Below are 12,481 nucleotides of genomic sequence, written 5' to 3'. Positions count from 1 at the left end.
AGAATTGAAATGGCAGGGGAAAATGGGGGGACGGCGCAAGGCCGGGCTTCTTTCGATGGGCTGGCGGTTGCTCTGGTCATCTTCATCATGTTCAGCTGGGGGCTTAATCAGGTTGCCGTGAAAATCGGCAATCAGGGTTTCAATCCGATGCTGATGGCTTCCGCCCGTTCGGTTCTGGGCGGAATATGTGTGTTTCTCTGGTGCTTCTGGCGGCGCATTGCGCTGTTCAGAAATGACGGCACCCTGCTGCCCGGCCTCCTTGCGGGATCGCTTTTCGGCACCGAATTTGTGCTGATTTTCATCTCAATGGACCTGACAAGCGTCAGCCGCGTGACCCTGATGATGAACGTCATGCCGTTCTGGGTCGCTATCGGAAGCCATTTCCTGCTCGGCGAGCGCATGTCTGTCCGTGCCTTTGTCGGCATGTGCGTGGCTTTTCTCGGCGTGTTCATTGTCTTTTCCGACCATGTCAGCCGACCGGGGCCATATGCTTTCTATGGCGATTTGCTGGCGCTTGTTTCGGGCATTCTCTGGGGGCTGACCACGCTGGTCATCAAACGCAGCAAACTCGCTTATGCCGTTCCTGAGAAGATCCTGTTGTATCAGCTTGTTGTTGCCGCTTTGGTTCCTTTGCCGTTCATCGGCTTCGCCGGTCCGCTCGCTCGCGATCCGAATGTTCTTTCGGTGATCTCGCTGCTGTTCCAGTCCTTCTTCGTGGTTGCATTCACCTATCCGCTCTGGTTCTGGATGGTGAACCGCTATCCGGCCTCGAAACTCTCCAACTTCGCCTTTCTCACGCCCGCCTTCGGCGTATTGCTGAGCGGCATCGTTCTGGGGGAAGCACTGAGCTGGAAGATATTCGCAGCCTTGATCCTGATTGGCCTCGGCCTGATCATCATCAATCGTCCGGCAAAGGCGGCGGCAGCACGATGAAACTCGTTCTTTTCGATTGCGACGGCACTCTGGTGGATAGCGGTGATTTCATCCATCGTTGTATGGCGGAAAGCTTTGCCGATGCAGGGCTGACGCCACCAAAACAGGCCGAGACGCATTCGATCATCGGCCTGTCGCTTCCGCTGGCCATAGCGCAATTGCTGCGGCGCGAGCCGGACGAGCAAGTCGACTGGCTGACGCAGCGCTATAAAGAAAATTTTATCCGCCTGCGGCAGGCACCGGATTTCGCGGAACCGCTTTATGATGGCATTCTGCCGCTTCTGACGGAACTTGGAGAGCGGGACGATCTGCTTTTGGGGATCGTCACGGGCAAGTCGCGTCGCGGCGTTCATGCGGTGTTCGAACGCCACGGCATTGGCAAGCATTTTCTGGTCATCCGTACGGCGGACGACTGCCCGTCCAAGCCCCATCCGGCGATGGTGCTTGAATCCTGCGCGGAAATGGGGATAGAACCCGACCGAACCATTGTTATCGGCGATGCGATCTACGATATGCAGATGGCCCGCTCGGCGGGCGCTCTGGCGGCGGGTGTGTCATGGGGCTATCATGACCGACAGGCGCTCGTCGAAGCCGGTGCACAGCACATATTGAGCACGCCGCACGACCTTCATCCGCTGCTGAACGCAATGGATACGCTTTAAAAATTGGAAAAACCCATGCGTGATACTTTGAGCGATCTTGAAGCTGGTAAGCAGCTTTCCGACGAGAATCCCATCATACGTGCACAGAAGCTGATGCAGGCGCAGCTGCCGAAACGCTTCTACGAGCGGGCGGACGTCGCCGAAGTCGATGGTGGCTTTGCGGTTCATCTCGATGGTCGCCCGGTGAAGACGCCAGCGCGCAGCCTTCTGCTATTGCCGACGGCTGCTGCGGCAGAAATCGTCGCTGATGAGTTTCGCGCGCAGGAAAAGGTGATCGATCCGGGCAAAATGCCTGCCACCCGTCTTGTGAACACCGCTATTGACGGCATTGCACAAGACCCGCAGGCAGTGCTTGAGGATGTGTTACGTTTCGCAGGCACGGATTTGCTGTGCTATCGCGCCGACGCGCCGCAGGAACTCGTTTCCCGCCAGACAGCGCGTTGGGATCCGCTGATCGACTGGGCGGAAACGCTTGGCGCGCGGTTCGCACTCGCCGAAGGTGTCATGCATGTTGAGCAGCCGCGTGAGGCGATCACGGCATTTGGCATTCATCTGTCGGCGTTTAATGATCCGATTGCGCTCGCATCGCTTCACACGATGACGACGCTGACCGGCTCGGCCATCATCGCGCTGGCCATCGCCAAGGGCGAAGTGTCCGCCGAAGACGGCTGGCAGCTTGCGCATATCGATGAAGACTGGACGACTGAGCAGTGGGGCGAGGACGCCGAAGCTGCGGCGCGGCGTAAGGCACGCGAAGTCGAAATGATGATCGCGGCGCGTATACTCAAGGCGCTCTGAATCCATTTCTTAATTAGCTTATCCAAGGCACTGACAACAAAAAGAAAACCCGGCCATGAAGCCGGGTTTTCTTTCGCGCGTTTTTAAAAACGCGTCGTTCCCCTCGGCAACTCTTGGAGTTGCGGGAGCGCAAGCGCCCCGCTTACCCATGGATTAGACCGAGTAGTACATGTCGAATTCGACCGGATGCGGGGTCATTTCGAACCGCATCACTTCGGCCATCTTCAGCTCGATGAACGAGTCGATCTGGTCATCGGTGAACACGCCACCAGCCTTGAGGAATTCGCGATCCTTGTCGAGCGACTGGAGCGCTTCACGAAGCGAGCCGCAAACGGTCGGGATCTTCTTGAGTTCCTTGGCAGGCAGGTCGTACAAATCCTTGTCCATGGCCTGGCCAGGATGGATCTTGTTCTTGATGCCGTCGAGGCCAGCCATCAGCAGGGATGCGAAGGCGAGGTACGGGTTGGCGGCCGGATCCGGGAAGCGGACTTCAAGACGCTTCGACTTCGGCGAGGAGCCGAAAGGAATACGGCAGGAAGCCGAACGGTTGCGTGCCGAATAGGCCAGCAGAACCGGAGCTTCATAGCCCGGAACCAGACGCTTGTACGAATTGGTCGACGGGTTGGTGAATGCGTTCACAGCCTTGGCGTGCTTGATGACGCCGCCGATGAAGAACAGGCAGTTTTCCGACAGACCGGCATATTCATTGCCAGCAAAGGTAGGCTTGCCGTCTTTCCAGATCGAGAAGTGAACGTGCATGCCCGAACCGTTGTCGCCGAATATTGGCTTCGGCATGAAGGTTGCGGTCTTGCCATAGGCATTGGCAACCTGATGCACGACATACTTGTAGATCTGCATCTTGTCGGCGTTGCGCACGAGCGAGTCGAACTTGACGCCCAGTTCGTGCTGAGCCGATGCCACTTCGTGGTGATGCTTTTCAACCGTTACGCCCATCTCCGTCAGAACGGTGAGCATTTCGGAACGCATGTCCTGGCAGCTGTCGATCGGCGGAACCGGGAAATAGCCGCCCTTGACGCGCGGACGGTGGCCGAGATTGCCGGTTTCATAGTCGGTGTCGTCGTTGGACGGCAGTTCGGTCGAATCGAGCTTGAAGCCGGTATTGTACGGATCAGCCTTGTACTTCACGTCGTCGAAGACGAAGAACTCGGCTTCCGGGCCGACATAGACCGTGTCGCCGATACCGAGCGACTTCATGTAGGCTTCTGCCTTCTTTGCGGTCGTGCGCGGATCGCGGCTGTAAGCCTCGCCCGAGATCGGCTCGAGAATGTCGCAAAGAATGACCAGCGTGGACTGCGCGAAGAACGGGTCGATATGAGCCGTCGTCGGATCTGGCATCAGAACCATGTCGGATTCGTTGATGGCCTTCCAGCCAGCGATCGACGAGCCGTCGAACATGACACCGTCAACGAACATGTCTTCGTCAACAAGGCCGATATCCATCGTGACGTGCTGTAGCTTGCCCTTCGGGTCGGTGAAGCGAAGGTCGACAAACTTGATGTCGTTGTCTTTGATCTGTTTCAGAATATCGTTGGCGGTCGTCATTTTAATTCCCTGTTTGCACGACGAAGGATAGGTAGGCTGATGTCAATCAGATGGCGTCCACGCCGGATTCACCGGTGCGGATACGAATGACTTCTTCAATGTTGGAGACGAAAATCTTGCCGTCGCCGATGCGACCCGTCTGGGCTGCCTTGCGGATGGCTTCAATCGCATTGTCCACGGTTTCATCCGCTACAATGACTTCAACTTTCACCTTGGGAAGAAAGTCGACGACATATTCAGCGCCGCGGTAAAGCTCGGTATGACCTTTCTGTCGTCCAAAGCCCTTGGCTTCGATGACAGTAATACCCTGCAAGCCGACTTCCTGAAGGGCTTCCTTCACTTCATCGAGTTTGAAGGGCTTAATGATGGCTTCGATCTTTTTCATCAGAGAATGGTCTCCGCTTTTCTTCAGAAATGAGCGTTGTGCCCGTTTCACTGTAGGAGAAGCATGAAGCGTGCCAGTTTGAAAAACCTAGGCAAAATTTTCTCTTCTCTTCCATTTCCTTAGCAGAGTGGCACTAAAGGCGGCACCTTTGCAAGGAGGTGCCTATCGCTGGGGTGTGGACGAGCTATTCTGAAAGGGGGCGTATGATTAAAAAGTAATCAATTTGCGACAAATATAGGCTCTCTTGCGCAAAGCGCTCTGCCGGTTGTTTAATCACCGCAAAATCCGTCTTACAAAACAGGTGCGCGATGTTGGAATTGCTTTTGCCCGATGAAATGGCCGCAGCGGATCGCTGGACCATGGATAATGGCGTGCGGGACGGCTTTTCGCTGATGCTGGCAGCGGGCCGGGCGGTGGCGGATGTCGCGCAACGCATGTTCGCCGACAAAGGGCCGGTCGCGGTTTTATGCGGTCCGGGCAACAATGGCGGTGACGGTTATGTCGCAGCACAATATTTGCTGGAAGCGGGTTTCGAAGTCGTGTGCTTCAGTGTAGCGCCACCGCGAAAGGGCAGTGATGCGCTTCGAGCCTCCCTGTTTCACAAGGGCGAGGTGCGCAGTATCAACGAATTCTCGCCAGCGAGTTTTTCCGGCGTCATCGACGCCGTTTACGGTGCGGGACTGACGCGCGCGGTTCATGGAGTCGAAGCCGTGGCTATCGACGCCATCAACGCTTCTGACATTCCGGTTATCGCCGTCGATCTGCCAAGCGGCGTCTCGGGCGCCAGCGGGCAGATACTGGGCGAGGCCGTCAAGGCGCGGGCAACCGTCACATTCTTTCGCAAGAAGCCAGGCCATTTGTTGCAGCCGGGCAGGGCCTTGTGCGGGGTTCTTCATGTCGCGGATATCGGCATCCCGGACCGTGTGCTGGACACCATCCTTCCCCAGGCGCACGAAAATGACCCGGCGCTGTGGGTTGAAAGCCTGCCTGCCCTGAACGTCAACGCCCATAAATATAGCCGCGGCCATGTCGCGGTCTTTTCCGGCGGAATGCACGCGACAGGCGCGGCGCGATTATCCGCACTTGCCGCTGCAAGAAGCGGCGCAGGAGCCGTAACGCTGTTGTCGCCGCCGGACGCTGTGGCCGTCAATGCGGGCCATGTCACGAGCATCATGGTGCGTGAAACCCGTAGCGCCAAGGATGTGCGGGACTTCATTGCCGACAGAAAAGTCGCGGCGGTGGTGCTCGGCCCCGGTTACGGAAATGCGGCTTTCGCACGCGAGCACGCTCTGATGTTGACAGGTCGTTCGGCCTCGTCATTTCACGGGCTTGTGCTTGATGCAGATGGCATAACGGCCTTCGAAAAGAACCCGCGGGAACTGTTCGAGGCCAGAAAAGACGCAGAGACCGCGCTTGTTTTGACGCCGCATGAGGGAGAATTCCGTCGGCTTTTCCCGGATGTGGCCGATGAGGATGCGTCGAAGCTCGACAAGGCGCGCAGGGCTGCTGCCCTCGCCAATGCGGTGGTAATCTATAAGGGGCCGGATACGGTTATCGCCGCACCGGATGGTCGCGCCGCGATCAATGCCAACGGAACGCCGTTTCTGGCGACTGCCGGGTCCGGTGATGTTCTGGCAGGCATTGTGGGCGGATTGCTGGCGCAGGGAATGCCGCCCTTCGAAGCTGCTTGCGCGGCTGTCTGGGTTCATGCCGATGCAGGGCGGCGTTTCGGTCACGGGTTGATTGCCGAAGACCTACCCGGCCTGCTGCCTGCCGTCTGGTCGGCTCTGGCGGGTTCAGCCCGAAGCTAACAGCTATCGGTGACGGGAGGCGCCTTGGCCGGTGCCGACATCAATAATGATATCGCCCGAAACCGACACATCGGTGTTGCCGACCCGAAAATTCTTCCAGTTTTCCTTCGGAGCCCGATCCGGTTCCGGGGCGGGCGGCGGAGCCGCGACAAGCGGCTTATGCGCTTCAACGCCCGGAAGGCCGGGCGCAGACTTTTCCTGACCGAACGCGCCAGATACCAGAAGAGTTGAAAAAGCCAGTGTAACAAGCTGAAAAACTGTATTTTTCACCGTTCCATACTCTTTCAGACGGGGTCAGCAACCGCGTCGATCAGCTGTTCGGCCATTTCGAGGGTAAATTCGTCATAATGCGAAATCACGCGGCTCGGTTCGTAATGCTGGACTGGAAGATCGGTATAACCGAAATCGACGGCCACCACGGGGATACCCGCAGCCTTGGCCGTATCGATATCCGTGCGGCTGTCGCCAACCATAAGCGCACGATCCCGATTGCCGCCAGCGCGCGCAATGGTGTCAGTCAGATGGCGTGGGTCCGGCTTGCGCCAGGCGAATGTGTCTGCGCCGCAGATCGCGGCAAAACGCGCGGCTTCGCCCATCGAGGTCAGCAACTTAACCGAAAGAGATTCAAACTTGTTTGTGCAGACGGCCAGCTCGAAGCCATGCGCCTGAAACCGGTCGAGCGCTTCCAGCACGCCAGGGAAGAAGATAGAATGTCCCGGCATGTTGTCCGCATAATGTTCGCGGAACTCTTCTACCAGCTTATCGAGACGCGTGTCATCGATCTGGGTTTGCTGCGCCGCAAAGGCGCGCTCGATCATGGTGCGTCCGCCCTGACCGACAAAGCGGCGCAGGGCTGCGCGATCTGCCACCTTGAGTCCGGAAATCGAGAGGCAGTGATTGAGGCTGTCGAGAAGGTCCGGCGCGGTGTCGACGAGCGTGCCGTCGAGATCGAAAACAATGATGGGTTTGGCACTGGCAACGGACATACTGTCTCTCTCGTATAAAATGACGTCGGCCATTCGTAACTGATAGCGCGCCATGGCTCAAGGGCGGCTTCTCTGGCCGCGCAGATGTGAAATTCTGCGTCATATTTAAATAGGTGCTTTGTTGTAATGCCTACGCGTGCTAGACGCGAACCGAATTGGGACGAGAATCCGCCGGGTCAAGCCGGAGGATATGCTAGGATTTCTTTCATGGACGAAGCACGCAAGCTGAAGATCGCCGCCGCAGCCGAGGCCCTCACGCATGTCAAGGATGGTATGCGTCTTGGTATCGGAACCGGCTCGACGGCAGAAGAATTCGTGCGTCTGCTGGCTGAAAAAGTGCAGGGCGGCTTCAAGATCATCGGCGTGCCGACATCCGAACGCACTGCCAGCCTGTGTCAGGAACTGGGCGTTCCCCTCACAACACTGGAAGAAACCCCGCATCTCGATCTGACCATTGACGGTGCTGACGAAGTCAATGGCGAGCTTTCGCTCATCAAGGGCGGCGGCGGTGCGCTGTTGCGCGAGAAGATCGTGGCCGCGGCTTCCGACGCCATGATCGTCATTGCTGACCAGTCGAAAGTTGTGGAAACGCTGGGCCGTTTTCCGCTTCCCATCGAGGTCAATCGCTTCGGTCTCGGCGCTACGATGCGCGCAATCGATGCGGCAGCCACGAAATGCGGCCTTGCAGGCCCGCTTAACCTGCGCTTAAAAGATGGTTCGCCTTTTGTAACAGATGGTGGACACTACATCGTCGATGCATCTTTTGGCCGCATTCCCGAGCCAAAGACACTATCTGACGCTCTCTTCGCCATTCCAGGCGTTGTCGAGCATGGACTTTTCATCGGGCTGGCGCGTGCGGCAGTAATTGCCGGAACCGACGGCATTCGAACCCTGAACCGGTCTTGAACTGCCAGTGCTATAACTGGTGTTGAACTGATTGAACGGAGTATTGAGCATATGATCCCGGCAACTGGCTTTCGTCGTCTGATTGCACCGCTTTCCGTATTCGCCCTGATGGCCGGCGTTCATGCGGCTTCGGCGCAGGAAATCACTGATGCCCATCTGCAGGCTGCCCGCGAAGCGATCTCCGCGATCCACGCGACCGAACAGTTCGACGAGATTCTGCCGAACGCAGCCCGCGCGCTCAAGGGCGAGTTGATCCAGAAGGACCCCAACCTTGAGGGTCTGATCACCAAGACTGTCGATGAAAAAGCGCTGGCGCTGGCTTCCCGCCGTTCGGACCTCGAAACCGAATCCGCGCGCGCTTATGCAAAGGCGTTTACCGAAGAGGAATTGAAGGCGATCTCGACCTTCTACACCTCGCCAGCTGGCAAGAAGCTGCTTTCGGAAGGCCCGATCGTGACCCGTGAAGTCGTGAAAGCCGCCAATGTGTGGCAAAATGGCGTTGCCCGTGACCTTGCTCGCGATGTGGCGGAAGTTCTGGCTGCACAGGCCCGTGCGGCGGCAGGCCAGCAGACACAGCAGCCCGCCCAGCAGTAATTCACGGCTCAGATCAAATAATTTGAAAGCCCGGCGACTTGGCCGGGCTTTTTCTTTTGCCTACATATCATCGTCAGTAATTCCGAAGGAGATTCCCATGGCCGGATATGATTACGACCTCTTTGTTATCGGTGGCGGTTCCGGCGGTGTGCGCGCAGGCCGTCTGGCGGGCGCGATGGGAAAGAAGGTCGGTCTGGCCGAAGAATATCGCATGGGCGGTACATGCGTCATCCGCGGCTGCGTGCCGAAAAAGCTTTTTGTCTATGCCTCGCAGTTTCCCGAACATTTCGAAGATGCCGCGGGTTATGGCTGGTCCGTGGGCGAAAGCAGCTTTGACTGGAAGAAGCTCATTACCGCCAAGGACAAGGAAATTGACCGTCTGGAAGGGTTGTACCGCAAGGGACTTGAGAATTCGAAGGTCGATATTTTTGCAAGTCGCGCGGTACTCGTTGACGCGCATACCGTCGAGTTGAAGGCCGACGGGCGTCGGGTTACCGCCGAGAACATTCTGGTCGCCACTGGCGGTCGTCCGAACCCGCATGAGGCTTTGCCCGGCCACGAGCTTTGCATCAGCTCCAATGAAGCCTTCCATCTGGAAGAGTTGCCAAAGGCAATTGTCATTGCGGGCGGCGGCTACATCGCGGTCGAGTTTGCCAATATCTTCCATGGTCTGGGGGTGGAAACCACGCTTGTCTATCGCGGCAAGAATATCCTGAACGGTTTTGACGGCGATGTCCGTCACCTGTTGCATGAAACCATGGAAGCCAAGGGCATTCGCATCATTTGTGAGGCGGTTTTCGAGAATGTCGCGAAACAGGCAGATGGTCTTTTGTCGATCACGCTGTCGAACGGAGAAACGCTTGAAGCCGGGCAGGCGATGCTGGCGTTGGGCCGCATGCCCAATACGGAGGGTCTCGGCCTTGAGGCTGCCGGCGTCAAGCTCGACAAGCTTGGCGCCATCGAAGTGGATGACTATTCGCGCACCAGCACCCCCAATATCTGGGCGGTCGGGGATGTCACCAACCGCGTGCAGCTGACGCCCGTGGCCATTCACGAAGCGATGTGTTTCCTCGAAACAGTGTTCAAGGACAATCCTACCAAGCCGGATCATGAACTGATCGCAACGGCAGTCTTTTCCCAGCCGGAAATCGGCACTGTTGGTCTGACGGAGGAAGAGGCTGCGAAGAAATATCCGGACGTCGAGGTCTATCGCGCTTTGTTCCGCCCGATGAAGAACACCCTTTCGGGCCGCAACGAAAAGATGTTGATGAAAATCGTCGTCGATGCGAAAAGTCGCCGGGTTTTGGGCACCCATATTTTGGGGCCGGACGCCGGTGAAATGGCGCAGCTTTTAGGGATATCGTTGAAGGCCGGAGCGACCAAGGACGATTTCGACCGCACCATGGCCGTACATCCGACCGCAGCCGAAGAACTGGTCACCATGTACAAGCCAAGTTATCGCGTCGTGAATGGCGAAAGAGTAGACGGCTGATCCTTTCGCCGCAGGCAAATATCATTAACGAATATTGCTGGCATAAAACCCGCGCGTGCATTATATCAGCGCGACCCACGCACGCCGGGGTTTTGAAATTTTAGACATGGGGCTGGCATCTTCTTCAGGTGCAAGCTGCATGGATGGGAATTCCGGCTTTCGTGTAAGGAGGATATAATCCGAGGATTATCGAGCGGATAACGCAAAACAGGTGCTCTAATGACGAAGAACTGGACCCCGCATTCCTGGAGAAACAAACCGATCAAGCAAGTGCCGTTTTATCCGGACGCACAGGCTTTGAACGATGTTGAGGCCCGTCTTCGCACCTATCCGCCGCTGGTTTTTGCAGGCGAGGCGCGCAAGCTCAAGCAGCAGCTGGCTGCAGTAGCGGAAGGCAAGGCATTTCTGCTTCAGGGCGGCGATTGCGCCGAGAGCTTCGCTGAACATGGCGCGGATAATATCCGCGACTTCTTCCGCGTGTTCCTGCAAATGGCCGTTGTGCTCACCTTTGGCGCTTCCAAACCGGTGGTGAAGGTTGGCCGTATTGCCGGTCAGTTCGCCAAGCCGCGTTCGTCGGATATGGAAACGAAGGATGGCGTCGAACTGCCGTCCTACCGTGGCGACATCATCAACGGCATCGATTTCGACGAAGCTTCGCGCATACCCGATCCGCAGCGTCAGGACATGGCGTACCGCCAGTCCGCAGCAACGCTCAACCTGCTGCGCGCTTTCGCTCAGGGCGGCTATGCCAATCTGGAAAACGTGCACCAGTGGATGCTTGGTTTCGTTGGCAAGAGCCCGCAGGCTGAACGTTACACAGCTCTGGCGCAGCGCATCTCCGAAACGATGAACTTCATGCGCGCCATCGGCATCACCTCCGACAGCAACCATTCGCTGCGTGAGACGGATTTCTACACGAGCCATGAAGCGCTGCTTCTCGGCTATGAAGAAGCGCTGACCCGCGTCGATTCCACGTCGGGCGACTGGTACGGAACGTCCGGTCACATGATCTGGATCGGTGATCGCACCCGTCAGGCCGACCACGCCCATATCGAATATTGCCGCGGCATCAAGAACCCGCTTGGTCTCAAATGCGGCCCGTCTTTGCAGCCGGATGATCTCATCCGCCTGATCGACCTGCTCAACCCGGAAAACGAAGCTGGTCGTCTGACGCTCATCGCACGCTTTGGCTATGACAAGGTGGGCGATCACCTGCCGCAGCTTATCCGTGCTGTCGAAAAGGAAGGCCGCAAGGTCGTCTGGTCCTGCGATCCGATGCATGGCAACACGATCACCGCTGGCGGCTACAAAACGCGTCCGTTCGACCGTATCCTCAAGGAAGTGGAATCCTTCTTCGCGATCCATCGCGCCGAAGGCACGCATCCGGGCGGCATCCATGTCGAAATGACCGGCAAGAACGTCACGGAATGCACGGGCGGTGCCCGCGCCATTTCGGCAGACGATCTTCAGGACCGCTACCACACCCATTGCGATCCACGCCTCAACGCTGATCAGGCACTGGAACTCGCATTCCTGCTGGCGGAACTCCTCAAGAAGGAGCGCGATGCGGGCGCTGAAAAGCAGGTCGCAAGCGCCTGAACTGTTCCTGGATTGTAATTACATTTGGCAGGGCGGAGGTTTCGATCTCCGCCCTGTTGCTTTTGAAGCAGAGTTGTCTAAAGCATTCTCGGGCAACAGCGCGAAATCGTGACCAGTCTCTCTTGGGGGTATTTATGCAGCGCATTTTTCTGGCTTTTATAAACTCCATGCGCGCGTTGAGATATCTCGCGGGCAATGAAAAAGCCGTGCAACAGGAAATGGTGCTGTTTCTGATCTCGTTGCCTGTCGCATTCTTTCTCGCGCCGACCTGGCTGGCCTTCCTGCTGATGACCGGCTCGATCCTGTTTTTGATGATGGTGGAAATCCTGAACACAGGTATTGAAGCGACCTGTGATGCAGTGTCCCGTGATTTTCACAAGGAAATCCAGATTGCGAAAGACTGCGGTTCATTGGCTGTGCTGATCGCAATTGTATTTGTCGTCGCAACTTGGGGATATGTACTGATTTCAAATTTCTATTATTAAAATAAATACAGTAATATCCGAAATGGAGCGGTTTCTAACAGTTTATTCATTGTTGGTATTTCGGAAATTATACTGATTGATATCTTCATCCGGAAATGATTCCAGGAGAAGTGTATGCTCAGAATAATTTATCTGTTTTTGCTGTTGGTATTCGTAATTTCGCTTGGGCTTTATTTTATCAACGCCAACGCTGCGGAAAGCGCACCTTTAGAAACAAAGGCTCATCACTGTGATGCTTATGAAAATCTGGTAGATTACAGTCTCTGT

13 protein-coding genes are annotated in these 12,481 nt (G+C 56.6%); 9 read left to right on the top strand and 4 right to left on the bottom strand.

Annotation, left to right across the window (positions count from 1 at the left end; all coding sequences use genetic code 11):
* The first annotated feature begins 9 nt into the window (after window positions 1-9).
* The 3 genes from JAU75_RS02455 to JAU75_RS02445 are packed head-to-tail and all read left to right on the top strand — an operon-like array spanning window position 10 to window position 2,393.
* Window positions 10-933: a DMT family transporter gene (locus tag JAU75_RS02455; protein WP_199054288.1), complete on the top strand. Its 924-nt coding sequence runs from the start codon at window positions 10-12 to the stop codon at window positions 931-933.
* Window positions 930-1,595, top strand: a complete 666-nt coding sequence (locus JAU75_RS02450; RefSeq protein WP_199054287.1) for an HAD-IA family hydrolase — start codon at window positions 930-932, stop codon at window positions 1,593-1,595. Before JAU75_RS02455 ends, JAU75_RS02450 begins: the two co-directional genes overlap by 4 nt.
* Window positions 1,596-1,610: 15 nt before the next feature.
* Entirely contained in the window at window positions 1,611-2,393 is a 783-nt protein-coding gene (locus tag JAU75_RS02445; protein ID WP_199054286.1) for an ATP12 family chaperone protein, read from the top strand.
* Between the two features lie 153 nt (window positions 2,394-2,546).
* Here JAU75_RS02445 and glnA read toward each other — a convergent pair whose 3' ends face one another.
* Both glnA and JAU75_RS02435 read right to left on the bottom strand, forming a co-directional pair.
* Entirely contained in the window at window positions 2,547-3,956 is a 1,410-nt protein-coding gene (gene glnA / locus JAU75_RS02440) for a type I glutamate--ammonia ligase (RefSeq protein ID WP_199054285.1), read from the bottom strand.
* A 46-nt stretch (window positions 3,957-4,002) separates the two neighbouring features.
* Window positions 4,003-4,341 (bottom strand): P-II family nitrogen regulator, encoded by a 339-nt coding sequence (locus JAU75_RS02435; protein ID WP_078338549.1) that lies wholly within the window; start codon window positions 4,339-4,341, stop codon window positions 4,003-4,005.
* A 308-nt stretch (window positions 4,342-4,649) separates the two neighbouring features.
* Here JAU75_RS02435 and JAU75_RS02430 point away from each other — a divergent pair, with 308 nt between their 5' ends.
* On the top strand, window positions 4,650-6,152 hold the full coding sequence (locus tag JAU75_RS02430) for an NAD(P)H-hydrate dehydratase (RefSeq protein WP_199054283.1): 1,503 nt from the start codon (window positions 4,650-4,652) through the stop codon (window positions 6,150-6,152).
* Window positions 6,153-6,155: 3 nt separating this feature from the next.
* On the opposite strand, the gene JAU75_RS02425 is transcribed toward JAU75_RS02430, so the two are convergent.
* Together JAU75_RS02425 and JAU75_RS02420 are read right to left on the bottom strand one after the other, a co-directional pair.
* Complete coding sequence (locus tag JAU75_RS02425) at window positions 6,156-6,422, bottom strand: hypothetical protein (protein WP_247880358.1); 267 nt, start codon at window positions 6,420-6,422, stop codon at window positions 6,156-6,158.
* 14 nt (window positions 6,423-6,436) lie between these two features.
* Complete coding sequence (locus JAU75_RS02420; RefSeq protein WP_199054281.1) at window positions 6,437-7,138, bottom strand: HAD family hydrolase; 702 nt, start codon at window positions 7,136-7,138, stop codon at window positions 6,437-6,439.
* Between the two features lie 207 nt (window positions 7,139-7,345).
* Here JAU75_RS02420 and rpiA point away from each other — a divergent pair, with 207 nt between their 5' ends.
* From rpiA to JAU75_RS02395, 5 genes are all read left to right on the top strand, one after another.
* Window positions 7,346-8,044: a ribose-5-phosphate isomerase RpiA gene (gene rpiA, locus JAU75_RS02415; protein WP_199054280.1), complete on the top strand. Its 699-nt coding sequence runs from the start codon at window positions 7,346-7,348 to the stop codon at window positions 8,042-8,044.
* A gap of 51 nt (window positions 8,045-8,095) precedes the next feature.
* Window positions 8,096-8,638, top strand: coding sequence for a DUF2059 domain-containing protein (locus JAU75_RS02410; RefSeq protein WP_199054278.1), 543 nt, complete (start codon window positions 8,096-8,098; stop codon window positions 8,636-8,638).
* Between the two features lie 97 nt (window positions 8,639-8,735).
* On the top strand, window positions 8,736-10,130 hold the full coding sequence (gor, locus tag JAU75_RS02405; RefSeq protein ID WP_199054277.1) for a glutathione-disulfide reductase: 1,395 nt from the start codon (window positions 8,736-8,738) through the stop codon (window positions 10,128-10,130).
* 219 nt (window positions 10,131-10,349) lie between these two features.
* Entirely contained in the window at window positions 10,350-11,729 is a 1,380-nt protein-coding gene (locus JAU75_RS02400) for a class II 3-deoxy-7-phosphoheptulonate synthase (protein ID WP_199054276.1), read from the top strand.
* A gap of 134 nt (window positions 11,730-11,863) precedes the next feature.
* Window positions 11,864-12,214, top strand: coding sequence for a diacylglycerol kinase (locus JAU75_RS02395; protein WP_199054898.1), 351 nt, complete (start codon window positions 11,864-11,866; stop codon window positions 12,212-12,214).
* The last annotated feature ends 267 nt before the right edge of the window (window positions 12,215-12,481 follow it).

It is taken from the genome of Ochrobactrum sp. Q0168 (assembly GCF_016427605.1).
GTDB lineage: Bacteria > Pseudomonadota > Alphaproteobacteria > Rhizobiales > Rhizobiaceae > Brucella.
Note: the sequence above shows the minus strand (reverse complement) of the source record. Positions and strands in the feature narration are given on the sequence as shown.